Genomic DNA, 19,967 nt, shown 5'->3' on the forward strand with positions numbered 1-19,967 from the left:
GCGAACAACCCCGCCTGCGTGAACACCGTCTGGTCCAGCAGGCCCGCCTCCGGCGAGCCCTCCGGAGCGAACAGGACGTCACGAAGCGGCTGCGGTAGCAACGGATCAAGGTGCCCACACACCTCGTCAAGCGCGGACGCGAACACGGGGAACGTCCCGTACAGCTCCCGGCCCATCCCGGCACGCTGCGCGCCCTGACCGGAGAAGAGGACGGCGGTGCCGCCCGAGGCGGCCGGGCCGGCCGGGACGAGCGCGGGGTGCGCGTCCCCGGCGGCGAGGGCCCGCAGCGCCGCCAGCCGGGCCTGCGGGTCGGCGGCGACGACCACCGCCCGGTGGGCCAGGTGCGCCCGGCCGTCGGCCAGGGCCCAGGCCACCGCCCCGGGCCGGCCCACCGCGTCCCCGTCGGCCGGGTCGGCGAGCCGGCGGGCCAGGCGGTCCGCCTGCTCCCGCAGGCCGACGGACGTCGCGGCGGCGACCGGCCACGGCAGCGCGGTGTCGGCGACCCGGCCGGCCCCGTCGGCCGGCGCCGCGTCGACGGCGTCGGCGGGCGCCTCCTCCAGGATCACATGGGCGTTCGTGCCGCTGATGCCGAACGACGAGACGCCGGCCCGGCGGAGGCCCCTGTCGGCGTCCCACGGGCGCGCTTCGGTGAGCAGCGCCAGCGGGCCCGACGCCCAGTCCACGTGGGGGGACGGCTCGTCGATGTGCAGGGTGGCCGGCAGCGTCCGGTGCCGCAGCGCCAGCACCATCTTGATCAGGCTGGCGACGCCGGCCGCGGCCTGGGTGTGGCCGATGTTCGACTTCACCGAGCCGAGCCACAGCGGCCGGTCGGCGGGCCGGTCCGGCCCGTACGCGCCGATCAGCGCCTGTGCCTCGATCGGGTCGCCGAGGGTGGTGCCGGTGCCGTGCGCCTCGATGGCGTCGATGTCGGCCGGGGTCAGGCCGGCGTTGGCGAGGGCCTGCCGGATGACCCGCTGCTGGGCGGGCCCGTTGGGGGCGGTCAGCCCGTTGGACGCGCCGTCCTGGTTGACGGCGCTGCCCCGCACCACGGCCAGGACGCGCCGGCCCTCCCGCTCGGCGTCGGAGAGGCGTTGCAGCAACAGGACGCCGACGCCCTCGCCCCAGCCGGTGCCGTCCGCGCCGGCCGCGAACGCCTTGACCCGCCCGTCGGCGGCGAGACCGCGCTGCCGGGAGAACTCCAGGAACGCGCCAGGCGTCGACATCACCGTGACACCGCCGGCCAACGCGAGATCGCACTCGCCGGAGCGCAGCGCCTGCGCGGCCAGGTGCAGCGCGACCAGCGACGACGAGCACGCCGTGTCCACGGTGACCGCGGGGCCCTGCAGGCCGAACGAGTACGCCAGCCGGCCCGAGACCACCGACGCCCCGTTACCGGTCGCCTGGTAACCCTCCACCTCGGACCGGGCGCCCAGCAGCAGGGTCGCGTAGTCCTGCCCGTTGGTGCCCATGAAGACGCCGGTCTCGGAACCGCGTACCCGTTGCGGGTCGATGCCGGCGCGCTCGAACACCTCCCAGGTGGCGTGCAGCAGCAGCCGCTGCTGCGGGTCCATCGCCAGCGCCTCCCGCGGGTTGATCCCGAAGAACGCCGCGTCGAAGCCGGCCACGTCGCGCAGGAAGCCGCCGCTGCGGGCGTAGCTGGTGCCGACCCGCTCCGGGTCGCTGTCGAACATGCCGTCCAGGTCCCAGCCCCGGTCGGTGGGCATCGGCGTCACCGCGTCCACGCCGTCGGCCAGCAGTTGCCACAGCTCCTGCGGGGAGGACACCCCACCGGGGAAGCGGCAGGCCATCGACACGATGGCGATGGGCTCGTCCACGGGCGGCCGGAGCACGGTGGTGACGGCCACCGGGCCGTCGTCCGCGCCGCCCACCAGTTCGGTACGCAGGAAGCGAGCCAGTTCCGCCGCCGACGGATGGTCGAAGACCACGGTCGACGGCAGGGTCAGCCCGGTGGCCCGGCCCAGCCGGTCCCGCAGCTGCACCGCCGCGAGGGAGTCGAAGCCCAGCTCGCGGAACGCGCGTCCGGCCGGCACCTGGTCGGTGGAGTCGTGGCCGAGCACCGCCGCCGCCTCCGCGCGGACCAGCTCGACCAGCAGGTTCTCCTGGCCGGTGGCCGGCAGCGCGGCGAGCCGGGCGCGCAGCCCGTCGGTGCCCGCCCCGGTCTCCGGCCGCTCCGGTTCCGCCGCGACGGCCGGAGCGACCCGGTCGAACAGGTGGCTTGGCCGTGCCGCGGTGAACGCCGCGACGAACCGGGACCAGTCCACGTCGACGATCACCGGCGCCGGCTCGGGGGCGTTCACCCAGCGGCCCAGCGCCGCGACGGCGGCGTCGGGCGCGAGCGGGACGAATCCGCGTCGGCGCAGGCCGTCCGCGGTCTCCCCGGCGGCCATGCCGTCCTCCGCCCACGGGCCGTAGGCCAGGGCGGTGGCGGGCAGCCCGGCCGCGCGGCGGGCCGCGACGAGCGCGTCGAGCAGGGCGTTGCCGGCCGCGTAGCCGGACTGGCCGCCGCCGCCCCACACGCCGGCGACGGAGGAGAAGACCACGAACGCGTCGAGGTCCCGGTCCCGGCACGCGCCGTCCAGGTGGACGGCCCCGAGCACCTTTCCGGCGAGGGTCTCCGCCAGGTCGGCGTCGGTCAGCTCGTACGCCGGTGCGGTCCCGCCGGACGCGCCGGCGGTGTGCACGACGGCGGTCAGTTCCGGCAGATCGTCCACCAGGTCGGTGACGGCGGCGGCGTCGGTGACGTCGCACGCCAGCACCCGCACGGCGCCCAGCTCCGCGACCAGGTCGGCCGCGCCGGGGGCGTCGGGGCCGCGCCGGGAGGCGAGCACCACCTCGGCGGCGCCGTTGGCCAGCAGCCACCGGGCCACGTGCCGACCCAGCGCGCCCGTGCCGCCGGTGACCAGCACCGTCCCGCGCGGCCGCCAGCCCGCCCCGGCGGGCGGGACGGACGGCAGCAGCCGCCGGCCGAACACGCCGTTGCGGCGCACCGCCACCTGGTCAAGGGCGCCGTCGGCGAGGATCGCGACGAGCGCGGCCCGGGTGCCCCGGTCGGCGCGGGCGGGCAGGTCGATCAGCCCGCCCCAGCGGTCGGGCTGTTCCAGGGCCACGGCCCGGCCGAGACCCCAGGTCAGCGCCGCCCACACGTCGCCGCCCGGTTCGCCGGCCGTGACCGGCAGGGCGGCACGGCTGAGCGCCCACACCCGTCCGGGCAGGCCGGTGTCGGTCAGCGCCTGGATGAGGGTGAGCAGCCCGGCCGTACCCGCGGGGACGGCCGACCCGTGTGCGAGCGGCCGGTCCTGCCGGGGCAGGACGCACAGCACCCCGGCCCAGCCCTCGCCGCTGATCGGGCGCAGCCGCTCGCCCAGCTCCCGCCGGCCGAGGGTGGACGACACGGTCACCGTGTCCACCCGCGCGCCGGCCTCGGCGAGCGTCTTCGCCACGCCCGCGTCGGCGCCGCCACCTACCGTGGCGACCAGCCACCGGCCGGAGAGCCCCGAGGCGGGGGCCGGCCGCACCGGCTCCCACCCGATCCGGTACGACCAGCCGTCCAGCGCCGTTCCCCGGTCCCGGCCGCGGCGCCACGTGGAGAGCACGGGCAGAGCCGGGGTGAGGGCGTCCACGGCGTCGTCGCCGAGCTGGCCGGCGAGGGCGGCGAGGTCGCCGCTCTCGACGGCGGCCCAGAACTCGGCGTCCCCGGTCTCGGGGGCGGCCTGCGGTCGCGGTGCCGCCTCCGGCCAGTACCGCTGGTGCTGGAACGCATACGTCGGCAGGTCCACCCGCCGCGCACCGGAACCGGCGAACCACTGCGCCCAGGTGACCGGCACACCGTGGACGTGCAGCTCGGCCAGAGCCGCCAGCAGCGCCTGAGCCTCGGAGCGGTCCCTGCGCTGGACGGCCACGGCGAGCGCGGTCTCGTCGCCGGGCAGCACGTCCGCCGTCATCGCGGTCAGCACACTCTGCGGACCGATCTCCAGGAACGTGCCCACCCCGGCCACGCGCAGCGCCGTGACACCGTCGGCGAACCGGACAGCCTCCCGGACGTGCCGCACCCAGTAGTCGACCGTGCGGATCTCGTCGCCGTCAGCCAGCGCCCCGGTCAGGTTCGACACGACCGGCAGCAGCGGCGCCCGGAACGTCAGCCCGTCCAGAACCGCCCGGAACTCGGCGAGCATCGGCTCCATCAGCGGACTGTGGAACGCGTGACTCACGGTCAACCGCCGCGTCCGCACGCCACGCGCCTTCCAGACCTGCTCCACCTCGTCCAGCGCGTCGACCGCCCCGGACACCACCACGGACATCGGGCCGTTCACGGCGGCGATCCCCACCCGGCCGGCCAACCCGTCCAGCGCGGCCAGCACATCGGCCTCGGCCGCGTTCACCGCCAGCATCCCGCCCCCGGCCGGCAACGCCTGCATCAACCGACCCCGGGCGGCCACCAACGCACACGCATCAGCCAACGTGAGCACCCCGGCCACGTACGCGGCCGTGATCTCACCGACCGAATGCCCACCCACGAAGTCCGGCACCACCCCGAACGACTCCACCAGGCGGAACAACGCCACCTCGACCGCGAACAACCCCGCCTGCGTGAACACCGTCTCGTCCAGCAGCCCCGACTGCGGCGAGCCCTCCGGAGCGAACAGGACGTCACGAAGCGGCTGCGGCAGCAACGGATCAAGGTGCCCACACACCTCGTCAAGCGCGGACGCGAACATGGGGAACGTCCCGTACAGCTCCCGGCCCATCCCGGCACGCTGCGCGCCCTGCCCGGAGAAGAGGACCGCGAGTTGGCCGCGTTCGCCGCTGGTACCGGCGACCAGGGCGCCGGACGGGTCTCCGCCGTCGAGAGCCCGCAGCGCGGACAGGAGGCTGTCCTGGTCGGTCACCACGGCGACGGCACGCTGTTCCAGTGCCGGTCGGGTGGTGACCGACGACCACGCCACGTCCAGCGGGCGCAGCGTTTCGTCCCCCGCCAGCCAGCGCGCCCACCGGCCGGCCTGCCCGGCGAGCGCCGCGTTGGTCCGCGCCGACAGCAGCACCGGCACCACCGCCGGCACCCGACGCTCCACGATCTCGCCCTCGACCACCTCGGCCGGCGGCTGCTCGACGATCACGTGCGCGTTCGTGCCGGAAATGCCGAACGACGACACCGCCGCCCGACGCGGCCGGTCGACGGCCGGCCACGGGGTCGCCTCGGTGGCGAGCGTGACGGCCCCGGCGGTCCAGTCGATGTGCGGCGAGGGCTCGTCCACGTGCAGGGTCGGCGGGACGACGCCGTGCCGCATCGCGAGGACCATCTTGATCACACCGGCCACGCCGGCCGCGGCCTGCGTGTGCCCGATGTTCGACTTGATCGACCCCAGCAGCAGCGGCCGGTCACCCGGCCGATCCTGCCCGTACGTCGCCAACAACGCCTGCGCCTCGATCGGGTCACCGAGCGTGGTGCCGGTGCCGTGGGCTTCGACCGCGTCCACGTCGGTCGTGGTCAGGCCGGCGTTGGCCAGGGCCTGCCGGATCACCCGCTGCTGCGACGGCCCGTTCGGCGCCGTCAGCCCGTTCGACGCCCCGTCCTGGTTCACGGCGGTGCCGCGCACGACCGCCAGGATGCGCCGGCCCTCCCGCTGGGCGTCGGAGAGCCGCTGCACGAGCAGCACGCCCACGCCCTCGGACCAACCGGTGCCGTCGGCGGCGGCCGCGAAGGACTTGCACCGGCCGTCCCGGGCCAGCCCACGCTGGCGGGAGAACTCGATGAACGTCCCTGGCGTCGCCATCACGGTCACGCCGCCCGCGAGGGCGAGGTCGCACTCACCGGAGCGCAGCGCCTGCGCCGCGAGGTGCAGCGCGACCAGCGACGACGAGCACGCCGTGTCGACCGTGACCGCCGGCCCTTCGAGGCCGAACGTGTACGCCAGCCGACCGGACAGCACGCTGCCCGAGGTGCCCACGCCGACGTAACCCTCGACCTCGGCAGGCTGGTCCATCAGTCGCGTCGCGTAGTCGTGGTACATCACGCCGGCGAACACGCCCGTGCGGCTGCCCCGCAGCCGCGCCGGGTCCAGGCCGGCGGACTCGAACGTCTCCCACGACGCCTCCAGCAGCAGCCGCTGCTGCGGGTCCATCGCCAGCGCCTCCCGCGGCGAGATCCCGAAGAACGCCGGATCGAACTCCGCCGCCCCGTACAGGAACCCACCGTGCCGCGTGTACGACGTACCGCTGCTGTTCGGGTCCGGATCGAACAACGACTCCAGGTCCCAGCCCCGGTCCGCCGGGAACTCCGAGATCCCGTCCCCGCCCGTGGTCAACAGCTCCCACAACTGATCCGGGTTGTCGACCCCGCCCGGGTACCGGCAGGCCATGCCGACGATCGCGATCGGCTCGTCGGCGGCAACGGCCCGCACCGCCGACCGCCGCACACTGAGCTGGCCAGACACCTGCTCGTACAAATGCTCGGCGAGCACGGCCGGGGTCGGGTAGTCGAACACCAGCGTCGACGCCAGCCGCAGCCCCGTGGCCGCGTTGACCCGATTCCGCAGATCCACCGCCGTCAACGAATCGAAGCCCAACTCCCGGAACGCCCGATCCGCCGGCACCGCCTCCGCCCCGCCATGCCCCAACACCTGCGCCACCAGGCCCCGCACCAGCAGCGCGACCTGTGCCCGGCCCTCGTCCTCGGTGAGTTCGGCGAGTCGCCCGGCCCAACCACCGCCGCCCTGTCCCGCCTGGCGGCGGGTCGCGGTCGGACCGACGAGGGCACGCAGCATCGGCGGCACGGTCCCGCCAGTGGCCGCCGCCCGCAGTGCGGGCAGGTCGATCACCGTGGGCACCAGGGCCGGCCGGTCCGCGGCCAGCGCGGCGTCGAACAGCTCCAACCCGACCTCGACGCTCATCGGCGTCAGGCCGGCCCGCGCCGACCGGACCCGGTCCGCCTCCGACACCGACGCGGCCATGCCATCGGTGTCCCACATGCCCCACGCCAGACTGACCGCCGGCAGACCCGCCTGCCGCCGGTACGCCGCGAGCGCGTCCAGGAACGCGTTGCCCGCCGCGTACGCCGCCTGACCCGGCGAGCCGAGAACACCCGCCACCGACGAGAACACCACGAACAGATCCAGGTCCAGGCCGAGCGTGGCCTCGTGCAGCCACCAACCGGCGGCGACCTTCGGCGCCAGCACACCGGCCAGCCGCTCATGGGTCAGCCCTTCGACGACGCCGTCGTCGAGCACGCCAGCCGTGTGCACCACGCCCGCGAGCCGGCCCGGGACGCCGGCCACCAGGGCGGCCACCTGCTCCCGGTCCGTCACGTCGCACGCCACCACCCGCGCCGACGCGCCCAGACCCGACAGCCGCTCCACGAGCGCATCCGCGCCCGCAGCAGCCGGACCCTGCCGCGACACCAGCACCAGCGACCGCACCCCGTACGCCGTGACCAGGTGCTCCGCCACCAGCGCACCCAACGCACCCGTACCACCGGTCACCAGCACCGTGCCCTCACCCAGAGCCGGCGCGGCCCCAGCCGACGCCCGCACCAGGCGCGGCACGAGGACGCGGCCCTCCCGGACGGCCAGTTGGTCGTCCGTGCCCTCGCCCACGAAGCCGGCAAGCGCGGTGAGCAGCGTCGGCTCGACGTCGGTGTCGAGGTCCGCGAGAACGATCCGACCGGGATGTTCCGACTGGGCCGACCGCAGCAGGCCCCAGACCGCGGCGCCCGCCAGGTCGCCGACCCGGTCGGCGTCCCGGGCCGCCGTCGCGCCCCTGGTCAGCACCACCAGCCGCGAGCCGGCCAGGGAATCGGCGGCCAGCCACGCCTGGACCGCCCGCAGCACGTCCGACGCCACCGACCGGACCGCCTCCGGCAGGTTGCCGGCCGGCTCGGACGCGCCGAGGACCGGCAGCACGAGGACCTGCGGCGCGTCCGCGCCCGCCTCGACGGCGGCGAGCGCCGCCGCCACGTCCGCGTACGCCGGCAGCCCGGCCTGGGCCATCGACTCGTCCGCGCCGCCGGTCAGGACCGCCCAGCCGGACGGCTGCCGGGTTGCCGGGGCCGGGCCGGCCTGCCAGCGCACCTCGAACAGCGACCGGGCTGCCGCGCCCGGGGCGGGCAGACCCGTCATCTCGCGCAGGACGAGGGACTCGACGGACACGACCGGCGTGCCCGACTCGTCGGAGGCGACCAGCCGCACCCCGGAGCCGGCCCGGGTCAGCCGCACCCGCAGCACCGAGGCGCCGGAGGCGTGCACCTGCGCGCCCTCGAACGCGAACGGCACCCGCGGCCCGGCCGCGTCGTCGGTCAGCAGGAGCCCGACGGCGTGCAGGGCGGCGTCCAGCAGCGCCGGGTGGACGCCGAAGCGCACCGCCTCGCCCGCCGCGTCGTCGGGCAGGGCGACCTCGGCGTACGCCTCACCGTCGGCCGTCCAGGCCCGCCGCAGTCCCTGGAACACGGGCCCGTACGCGAGGCCGTGCCCGGCGAGCGTCGCGTACCAGCCGGTCAGGTCCACCTCGGACGCGCCGGCCGGCGGCCAGGCGCCCACGGTCGGCTCGTCCGGCGAGGACGCTTCGAGGACGCCCTCCGCGTGACGGACCCAGCCCGCCTCGGGGTCGTCGTCCCGTCGGGAGTAGATGGCGACGGCACGCTGCGCGGAGCCGTCGGACGCCTCCACCCGCACCTGGACGCGCACGCCCCCCGTCTCGGGTACGACCAGCGGCGCGGCGACGGTCAGCTCCCGCAGCCGGGAGGCGCCGACCTCGTCGCCGGCCCGCACGGCAAGCTCCACGAGCGCGGTGCCCGGCACCAGCGTCACGCCGGACACCGCGTGGTCGGCCAGCCAGGGGTGCGTGGCCAGGGACAGCCGGCCGGTGAGCACCACCTCGTCGTCGCCGGCCAGGTCCACGGCCGCACCGAGCATCGGATGCCCGGCGTCACCCAGCCCCGCGCCGGACACGTCGCCGACGCGGGGTCGGCCCGAAGCCGGCCAGTACCGCTGGTGCTGGAACGCGTACGTCGGCAGGTCGACGCGGCGGGCACCGGAACCGGCGAACCACTGCGCCCAGGTGACCGGCACACCGTGGACGTGCAGCTCGGCCAGAGCCGCCAGCAGCGCCTGAGCCTCGGAGCGGTCCCTGCGCTGGACCGCCACGGCGAGCACGTTCTCGTCGCCGGGCAGCACGTCCGCCGTCATCGCGGTCAGCACACTCTGCGGACCGATCTCCAGGAACGTGCCCACCCCGGCAGTCCGCAACGCCGTGACACCGTCGGCGTACCGGACAGCCTCCCGGACGTGCCGCACCCAGTAGTCGACCGTACGGATCTCGTCGCCGTCAGCCAGCGCCCCGGTCAGGTTCGACACGACCGGCAGCAGCGGCGGCCGGAAGGCGAGACCCTCCAGGACCGCCCGGAACTCGGCGAGCATCGGCTCCATCAGCGGGCTGTGGAACGCGTGACTGACCCGCAGTCGACGCGTCCGCACGCCCCGGCCCTGCCAGGCGGCCTCCACCTCGTCCAGGGCCTCGACGGCTCCGGAGACGACGACAGCGTTCGGCCCGTTGACCGCCGCAACGCCCAGCCGGTCGGTCAGCCCGTCCAGAGACGCCAGCACCTCGGCCTCCGACGCGGCCACGGCCAGCATCCCGCCACCCGTCGGCAGGGCCTGCATCAAACTGCCCCGCGCCGCCACGAGCGCGCACGCGTCTTCGAGGGTCAGCACCCCGGCCACGTGCGCGGCCGTGATCTCACCGATGGAGTGGCCGCCCACGAAGTCGGGAACGACCCCGAACGACTCGACCAGCCGGAAAAGGGCCACCTCGACCGCGAACAGCCCGGCCTGCGTGAACACCGTCTGGTCCAGCAGCTCCGCCTCGGCCGAGCCGTCGGGAGCGAACAGCACGTCACGAAGCGGCTGCGGCAGCAGCACGTCGAGGTGCCCGCACACCTCGTCAAGCGCGGTGGCGAACACCGGGAACGCGTCGTACAGCTCCCGGCCCATTCCGGCGCGCTGGGCGCCCTGCCCGGAGAAGAGCAGGGCCAGGTGCCCGCACTGGCTGACGGAACCGGCGACGACCACGCCGGACGGCTCACCGGCAGCAAGAGCGGTCAGCGCCGCCAGCAGATCCTCGCGGTCGACGGCGGCCACCACCGCCCGCTGCTCCAACGCCGGACGCGTCGTCACCGACGACCACGCCACGTCCAACGGACGCACCGCCCCGTCAGCGGCCAGCCAACGCGCCCACCGGCCCGCCTGCCCCGCAAGCGCCGCCTCCGTCCGCGCCGACAACACCACCGGCACCACCGCCGGCACCCGACGCTCCACAACCTCGCCCTCGACCACCTCGACCGACGGCTGCTCGACAATCACATGAGCGTTCGTCCCCGAGATACCGAAGGAGGACACGGCCGCCCGACGCGGCCGACCCACCACCGGCCACGGGGTGGCCTCCGTCGCCAACGCCACCGCCCCCGCCGTCCAGTCGATGTGCGGCGACGGCTCATCCACATGCAACGTCGGCGGCACCATCCCGTGCCGCATCGCCAGAACCATCTTGATCACACCCGCCACGCCCGCCGCGGCCTGCGTGTGCCCGATGTTCGACTTGATCGACCCCAGCAGTAGCGGCCGGTCCGCCGGCCGGTCCTGCCCATAGGTGGCGAGCAACGCCTGCGCCTCGATCGGGTCACCCAACGTGGTGCCGGTGCCGTGCGCCTCCACCGCATCCACGTCCACGCTCGACAGGCGGGCGTTCGCCAGGGCCTGCCGGATCACCCGCTGCTGCGACGGCCCGTTCGGCGCCGTCAACCCGTTCGACGCCCCATCCTGGTTCACCGCACTACCCCGCACCACCGCGAGAACCCGGTGACCGTTACGGCGAGCATCCGACAGCCGCTCCACCAGCAGCATGCCCACGCCCTCACCCCAACCCGTGCCATCCGCCGACGCCGCAAACGACTTGCACCGCCCATCGGCCGACAGACCCCGCTGCCGCGAGAACTCGACGAACGTCCCCGGGGTGGCCATCACGGTCACGCCACCGGCCAGGGCCAGGTCACACTCCCCCGACCGCAGCGCCTGCGCCGCCAGGTGCAACGCGACCAGCGACGACGAACACGCCGTGTCGACCGTGACCGCCGGCCCTTCGAGGCCGAACGTGTACGCCACTCGTCCCGACAGCACGCTGCCGGAGGTGCCCGTGCCGACGTATCCCTCGGCGTCCGGGGGAAGGTCGGCCAGCCGTGAGGCGTAGTCGTGGTACATCACGCCGGCGAACACGCCCGTGCGGCTGCCCCGCAGCCCCTGCGGGTCCAGGCCGGCGGACTCGAACGTCTCCCACGACGCCTCCAGCAGCAGCCGCTGCTGCGGGTCCATGGCGACCGCCTCGCGCGGCGAGATCCCGAAGAACGCCGGGTCGAACTCGGCCGCCCCGGCGAGGAAGCCGCCGTGCCGGGTGTACGACGTGCCGCTGCGGTCCGGGTCGGGGTCGAGGAGGCCGTCGAGGTCCCAGCCCCGGTCGGTGGGGAACTCGGAGATGCCGTCCCCGCCGGCGGCCAGCAGCTCCCACAGCTGGTCGGGGCTGTCGACTCCGCCCGGGTACCGGCAGGCCATGCCGACGATCGCGATCGGCTCGTCGGCGGCGACGGCCCGCACGGCCGACCGCCGCACACTGAGCTGGCCGGACACCTGCTCGTACAGGTGCTCGGCGAGCACGGCCGGGGTCGGGTAGTCGAACACCAGCGTCGACGCCAGCCGCAGCCCCGTGGCCGCGTTGACCCGGTTACGCAGATCCACCGCCGTCAGCGAGTCGAAGCCCAACTCCCGGAACGCCCGGTCCGCCGGCACCGCCTCCGCCCCGCCGTGACCGAGCACCTGCGCGACCAGACCCCGGACCAGCAGGTCGATCTGGGCGCGGGCCTCGTCGGGGTCCATTCCGGCGAGCTGGTCTGCCCAGTCGCCGCCGCTGCCGGCCTGCCGGCGGGTGACCGTCGCGCCGACCAGGACGCGCAGCACCGCCGGCGCTTGGCCGCCGCCGAGGGCGGCCCGCATCGCGGGTACGTCCAGCGCGGCCGGCACGAGTGCCGGCAGGCCGGCGCCCAGCGCGGCGTCGAACAGCTCCAAGCCGACCTCGACGCTCATCGGCGTCAGGCCGGCCCGCGCCGACCGGACCCGGTCCGCCTCCGACACCGACGCGGCCATGCCATCGGTGTCCCACATGCCCCACGCCAGACTGACCGCCGGCAGACCCGCCTGCCGCCGGTACGCCGCGAGCGCGTCCAGGAACGCGTTGCCCGCCGCGTACGCCGCCTGACCCGGCGAGCCGAGAACACCCGCCACCGACGAGAACACCACGAACAGATCCAGGTCCAGACCGGCCGTCGCCTCGTGCAGCCACCAACCGGCGGCGACCTTCGGCGCCAGCACACCCGCCAGCCGCTCCGCCGTGATCGACGAGACCACCCCGTCGTCCAGCACGCCGGCCGTGTGCACCACGCCGGCCAGCCGGCCCGGAACGGCCGCCACCAGCCCGGCCACCTGCTCCCGGTCCGTCACGTCGCACGCCACCACCCGCGCCGACGCGCCCAGACTCGACAGCCGCTCCACGAGCGCATCCGCGCCCGCAGCAGCCGGACCCTGCCGCGACACCAGCACCAGCGACCGCACCCCGTACGCCGTGACCAGGTGCTCCGCCACCAGCGCACCCAACGCACCCGTACCACCGGTCACCAGCACCGTGCCCTCACCCAGAGCCGGCGCGGCCCCAGCCGACGCCCGCACCAGGCGCGGCACGAACACCCGACCGTCGCGGACGGCCACCTGGCCGCCCGTCACAGCCGGATCGGCGGCGACCCGGGCCAGCAGGGCCAGGACGCCCGCGTCCAGGTCGCCGTCGACGTCGGCCAGGACGATGCGGCCCGGGTGCTCGGTCTGCGCCGAGCGGAGCAGGCCCCAGGCGGCGGCGCCCGCGAGGTCGGTCACCCGGTCCCCGTCACGGGCGGCCACGGCCCCCCGGGTCGCCACGACGAGGGTCGTGTCGGCAAGCGCGTCGGCCGCCAGCCAGGTCTGCACGGCGGCCAGAACGTCGGCGGTGACCGTGCGGACGGCGTCCGGCACGGGCGCCTCGGCGGCGGCGGGCAGCGGCAGCAGCAGTGCGCGCGGCGCCTCGGCCCGGCCCGCGCCGACCGCCTCGGTCAGCGCCTCGACGGCCGGGAACGCCGGCAGGTCCACGCCGCCGGCAGGCAGGCCGCCGGAGAGCAGCGCCCAGCCGGACACGCCGTCGGCCGGGGTGACGTCCTCGGGCTGCCACGTGAGGGCGAACAGCGACCGGGCCGTCGTGCCGGGGGTGACCACGGCCGTCATCTCCCGCAGGACGAGGGAGTCGACGGACACGACCGGTGCGCCGGACTCGTCCACCGCGACCAGGCGCGCGGAGGTGCCGGCCCGGGTGAGCCGTACGCGCAGGACGCGCGCCCCGGTGGCGTGCACCTGCACGCCCTCGAACGCGAACGGTACGCGCGGCCCGCCGGTCTCCTCGGCGAGCAGCAACCCGACGGGGTGCAGCGCGGCATCGAGCAGCGCGGGGTGGACGCCGAACCGGGCGGCCTCGCCGGCCGCCTCGTCCGGCAGCGCGACCTCGGCGTAGACCTCGCCGTCGCCGGTCCACAGCCGGCGCAGTCCCTGGAACACCGGCCCGTAGGACAGGCCGTGGTCGGCGAGCCCCGGATACCAGCCGGCCAGGTCCGCCTCGGCGAGCCCGACGGGCGGCCAGGCGCCAAGCGTCGGCTCGTCGGCCGACGCCGGGTCCAGCACACCCTCCACGTGCCGGATCCAGTCAGCCTCCGGGTCGCCGTCGGACTGCGAGTGGACGGCCACGCCCCGGCTGCCCGCCTCGTCGGCGGCGCCGACGCGCACCTGCACCCGCACCCCGCCGGTCTCGGGCAGCACCAGCGGCGCCGCGATGGTCAACTCCCGTACGCGGGAGGCGCCCACCTCGTCGCCCGCCCGGACGGCCAGCTCGACGAGGGCGGTGCCGGGCACGACGACCGCGCCGGAGACGACGTGATCGGCGAGCCAGGGGTGCGTGGTGACCGACAGCCGGCCGGTCAGGACCACCATGTCCTCGCCGGCGACGGTGACCGCCGCGCCGAGCAGCGGGTGCCCGGCGACGCCCAGCCCCGCGCCGGTGACGTCGCCCGGCCGGGCCCGGCCGATGCCGAGCCAGTAGCGCTCGTGCTGGAACGCGTACGTCGGCAGGTCGACCCGCCGGGGGTCCGTCCCGGCATACCACTGGGTCCAGGTGACGGGGACGCCGTTGACGTGCAGCTCGGCCAGGGCGTGCAGCAGCGCCTGCCCGGCGGCGTGGTCCCGCCGCTGGGTGGCGAGGGCCAGGGCGTCCTCGGCGAGCAGGTCGGCGTTCAGGGCGGTGAGGACGCTCTGCGGGCCGATCTCCAGGTACGTGCCCGCGCCGGCGTCCCGCAGCGCCATGACGCCGTCGGCGTACCGGACGGCCTCGCGGACGTGCCGGACCCAGTAGTCGGCGTGGGTCAGCTCCTGCGGGTCGGCGAGCGCCCCGGTCAGGTTCGACACGACGGGCACCAGCGGTGCCCGGAACGTCAGCCCGTCCAGGACCGTCCGGAACTCGGCGAGCATCGGCTCCATCAGCGGGCTGTGGAACGCGTGACTGACCCGCAGTCGACGCGTCCGCACGCCCCGGCCCTGCCAGGCGGCCTCCACCTCGTCCAGGGCCTCGACGGCTCCGGAGACGACGACAGCGTTCGGCCCGTTGACCGCCGCAACGCCCAGCCGGTCGGTCAGCCCGTCCAGAGACGCCAGCACCTCGGCCTCCGACGCGGCCACGGCCAGCATCCCGCCACCCGTCGGCAGCGCCTGCATCAAACTGCCCCGCGCCGCCACGAGCGCGCACGCGTCTTCGAGGGTCAGCACCCCGGCCACGTGCGCGGCCGTGATCTCACCGACCGAGTGCCCACCCACGAAGTCCGGCACCACCCCGAACGACTCGACCAGCCGGAAGAGGGCCACCTCGACCGCGAACAGCCCGGCCTGCGTGAACACCGTCTGGTCCAGCAGCTCCGCCTCGGCCGAGCCGTCGGGAGCGAACAGCACGTCACGAAGCGGCTGCGGCAGCAGCACGTCGAGGTGCCCGCACACCTCGTCAAGCGCGGTCGCGAACACCGGGAACGCGTCGTACAGCTCCCGGCCCATTCCGGCGCGCTGGGCGCCCTGCCCGGAGAAGAGGACGGCGAGCCGGCCGCGCGCGGATCCCGTACCGGTGACGACTCCGGCGGCCGGGGAGCCGGCGGCGAGGGCGCGCAGCCCGGCCAGCAACTCGTCCCGGTCGCCGGCGGTGACGACGGCACGGTGTTCCAGGACGGCGCGGCTGACCACGGACGACCAGCCGACGTCGACCGGGCGCCGGGTCTCGTCGGCGGCGAGCCAGCCAGCCCAGCGGTCGGCCTGCGCGGCGAGCGCGGCGTCGGAGCGGGCGGAGAGCAGCACCGGGGCGGGGCGGGCCGGGTCGGGCATCGCCCCGGCCGGGTCGGGCCGGGTGTCGGCGGGTGGTTGCTCGATGACGACGTGGGCGTTGGTGCCGCTGACCCCGAACGAGGACACGGCGGCCCGGCGCGGCCGGCCGGTCGCCGGCCACGGCCGGGACTCGGTGAGCAGCTCGACCGCGCCCGCGGTCCAGTCGATGTGCGGGGACGGCTCGTCGATGTGCAGGGTGCGGGGCAGGACGCCGTGCCGCATCGCCATGATCATCTTGATGATGCCGGCTGCCCCGGCCGCCGCCTGGGTGTGCCCGATGTTCGACTTGATCGAGCCGAGCCACAGTGGCTCCCGGCCGTCGCGGTCCTGGCCGTACGTGGCGAGCAGCGCCTGCGCCTCGATCGGGTCACCCAGCGTGGTGCCGGTGCCGTGGGCCTCGACCGCGTCGACGTCGGTCGTGGTCAGGCGGGCGTTGGCCAGGGCCTGCCGGATGACCCGCTGCTGCGACGGCCCGTTCGGGGCGGTCAGCCCGTTGGACGCGCCGTCCTGGTTCACGGCGGTCCCGCGCACGACCGCCAGGATGCGCCGGCCCTCCCGCCGGGCGTCGGAGAGCCGCTGCACGAGCAGCATGCCCACGCCCTCCGACCAGCCCGTGCCGTCCGCCGTCGCGGCGAACGACTTGCACCGCCCGTCGGCGGCGAGCCCGCGCTGGCGGGAGAACTCGATGAACGTGCCCGGCGTCGCCATCACGGTCACGCCGCCGGCCAGGGCCAGGTCGCACTCCCCCGACCGCAGCGCCTGCACGGCCAGGTGCAGCGCCACCAGCGACGACGAGCAGGCGGTGTCCACGGTGACCGCCGGCCCCTCCAGGCCGAACATGTACGCCACCCGCCCGGACACGACGCTGCCGGAGTTGCCGGTGCCGATGTAACCCTCCAGGCCCTCGGGCAGCTCCTGCACCTGCGAGGCGTAGTCGTGGTACATCAGGCCGGCGAACACGCCCGTGCGGCTGCCCCGCACCCGCGCCGGGTCCAGGCCGGCGGACTCGAACGTCTCCCAGGACGCCTCCAGCAGCAGCCGCTGCTGCGGGTCCATCGCGACCGCCTCGCGCGGCGAAATCCCGAAGAACCCGGGATCGAACGCCGCCGCCCCGGCGAGGAAGCCACCGTGCCGGGCGTACGAGGTGCCGGCGTGGTCGGGGTCGGGGTGGAAGAGGGCGTCGAGGTCCCAGCCCCGGTCGGTGGGGAACTCGCCGATGCCGTCGCCGCCGGCGGCCAGCAGCTCCCAGAGCTGCTCGGGGCTCGCCACGCCGCCGGGGTAGCGGCAGGCCATGCCGACGATGGCGATCGGCTCGTCCACGCCGGTGGCGGCCACCGCGTCGGGGCGGGCCGCGATCTCGCCGGTGAGCTGCTCGTGCACGTGGGCCGCGAGCGCGGCGGGCGTCGGGTAGTCGAACACCAGCGTGGAGGCCAGCCGCAGCCCGGTGGCCGCGTTGACCCGGTTGCGCAGGTCCACGGCGGTCAGCGAGTCGAAGCCCAACTCCCGGAACGCCCGGTCCGTCGGCACCGCCTCCGCCCCGCCGTGGCCGAGCACCTGCGCCACCAGACCCCGGACCAGCAGGTCGACCTGGGTACGGGCCTCGTCGGGGGCGAGCGCCACGAGCCGCTGGGCCCAGCCGCCGGCCGCGCCGCCGCCGGCCTGCCGGCGGGCGGGCGCGGTGCCGACGAGGGCGCGCAGCATCGGCGGTACGCCGGCGGCGGTGGCCGCCGCCCGCATGGCGGGCACGTCGACCACGGCCGGTACGAGGGCGGCGGTGTCGGCGGCGACCGCCGCGTCGAACAGCGCCACGCCGACCGGGGCGGTGATCAGGCCGAGGCCGGCGCGGGACACCCGGGACCGGTCGGTGGCGCTGAGGCCGGCCGCCATGCCGTCGGTGTCCCACATGCCCCAGGCCAGGGAGTGGCCGGGCAGCCCGCGGTCGCGCCGGTGGGCGGCGAGGGCGTCGAGGAAGGTGTTCGCCGCCGCGTACGCGCCCTGGCCGGGCGAGCCGAGCACCCCGGCGATCGAGGAGAACGCGACGAACAGGTCGAGGTCGAGGTGGGCGGTGGCCTCGTGCAGCCACCAACCGGCGTCGACCTTCGGGGCGAGCACCCGGGCCAGCCGGTCCGCGTCGATGCCGGTCACGACGGCGTCGTCGAGCACGCCGGCGGTGTGCACCACCCCGGCGAGGCGTTCGCCGTCGGTGAGCCGCGCGACGAGGGCGCGCACGGCGTCGGGGTCGGTGACGTCGCAGGCGAGCACCCGGACGCGGGCGCCGAGGGCGGTCAGCTCGTCGGCCAGCTCGGCCGCGCCGTCGGCGTCGGGGCCGCGCCGGCTGACCAGGGCGAGGGAGTCCACACCCCACTCGGTGACCAGGTGCCGGGCGAGCAGGCCGCCGAGCGCGCCGGTGCCGCCGGTGACGAGGACGGTGCCGCCGCGGGGGCGCGGGGCGGCCGTGGGCGGTGCGTCGGCGCGTACCAGTCGGGGGGTGAGGGCCGCGTCGCCGCGGACCGCGAGCTGTGCCGCGGCCGGATCGTCGGCGGCGGCCGCGAGCAGCGCGACGGCGGGTTCGTCGAGGTCCCGGTCGAGGTCGGCCAGGACGATCCGGCCGGGGTGCTCGGACTGGGCGGAGCGGACGAGGCCCCACACGGCCGCGCCGGCCAGGTTGCCGGCCGGGTCGGCGTCGGTGGCCCGCACCGCGTCGCGGGTGACCACCACGAGCCGGGCGTCGGCGTCGGCGGCCAGCCACGCCTGCACCTCGGCGAGCACGCCGGCGGTGGCCGTCCGGACGGCGGCCGGCAGCTCGCCGGCCGGCAGGTCGGCCGGCGTCGCGGGCACGGGCAGCAGCACCAGCGGGGGTACGTCGCCGGCGGCGACCAGTTCGGCGACGCCCGGGTACGCGGGCGTGCCGGGCAGGGCGGGGGTGGCCGCGCCCAGCAGGGCGGCGGTGGGCGTGGGACCGGGGGTGAGCGGCTCGGCCTGCCAGGCGACCCGGAACAGCGACCGGGCGGCCAGGGTGGCCGCCGACGGGTCGACGCCGGTCATCTCGCGCAGCACGAGGGAGTCGATCGACACCACCGGCTGGTCGGTGTCGTCCACGGCGAGCAGCCGCACCGCCGCGCCGGCCCGGGTCAGCCGGATCCGCAGGGTGTCCGCGCCGACGGCGTGCACCTGGACGCCCTCGAACGCGAAGGGCGCCTTGGGGCCGCTGGTGCCGTCGCCCGGCAGCAGGGCGGTGGGGTGCAGGGCGGCGTCGAGCAGGGCGGGGTGCACGCCGAACCCGGCGACCCCGTCGGGCCCGGTCGCGGGCAGGGCCACCTCGGCGTAGACGGTGTCGTCGCCGGCCGTCCAGGCCCGCCGCAGGCCCTGGAACGCCGGCCCGTACGTCATGCCGTGCGCGGCGAGGGCGTCGTACCAGCCGGCGAGGTCGGCCTCGACGGCGTGCGCCGGGGGCCACGCACCGAGGCCGGTGTCGTCGGTCGGGTCGACGGCGGTGAGCACGCCCTCGGCGTGTTGCACCCAGTCGCCGTCGGGGTCGTGGTCGGGCTGGGAGTGCACGGCGACGGCCCGCCAGCCGGCGCCGTCGCGCGGGCCGACCCGGACCTGCACCCGCACCCCGCCTTGGGCGGGGAGCACCAGCGGCGCGGCGATGGTCAGCTCCCGTACCCGGCAGGGCCCGAACTCGTCGCCGGCCCGCAGCGCCAGCTCGACGAGGGCGGTGCCGGGGACGATCACCGCGCCGGCCACCACGTGGTCGGCCAGCCACGGCTGGGCCGCCACCGACAGCCGGCCGGTGAGCACGGCCGCGTCCTCGCCGGCCAGCCGGACGGCGGCGGCGAGCAGCGGGTGGCGGGCGGCGCCGAGTCCGGCGCCGGAGACGTCCGAGGCGCGGCCGGCGGGGCGGAGCCAGTACCGCTCCTCGGCGAAGGCGTACGTGGGCAGGTCCACGCGGGTGGCGGCGGCGTCGGCGAAGATCGGGGCCCAGTCGACGGCGCCGCCGGCGGCGAAGAGTTCCGCCAGGCCGGTGAGCAGGGCGCGTGGCTCGGGGCGGTCCCGGCGCTGGGCCGGCACGGCCACGACGGCGTCGTCCCCGGACAGGGCCTCGCGGACCAGCGCGGTGAGGACCGGGCCGGGCCCGACCTCGACGAACGTGTCCACGCCGGCGGCGCGCAGGGCGGCGACCCCGTCGGCGAAGCGGACGGCCTCGCGGACGTGGCGCACCCAGTAGTCGGCGCGGGTCAGCTCCTGCGGGTCGGCGAGCGCCCCGGTCAGGTTCGACACGACCGGCACGAGCGGCGCGGAGAACGTCAGGGTTTCCAGCACCGCGCGGAACTCGGCCAGCATCGGCTCCATCAGCGGGCTGTGGAACGCGTGACTCACGGTCAACCGCCGCGTCCGCACGCCCCGGTCCCGCCAGCCGGC

Annotated in this window: 1 protein-coding gene; it reads right to left on the minus strand. The window is 76.2% G+C overall.

Features of this window, described 5'->3' with window-relative positions; translation table 11 throughout:
• Window positions 1-19,967: type I polyketide synthase (locus ACGF5G_RS35040; RefSeq protein WP_393271121.1), on the minus strand; the 19,967-nt coding region annotated here is incomplete at both ends.

It is taken from the genome of Micromonospora sp. NPDC047730 (assembly GCF_043204765.1).
In the GTDB taxonomy this organism is placed as follows: domain Bacteria; phylum Actinomycetota; class Actinomycetes; order Mycobacteriales; family Micromonosporaceae; genus Micromonospora.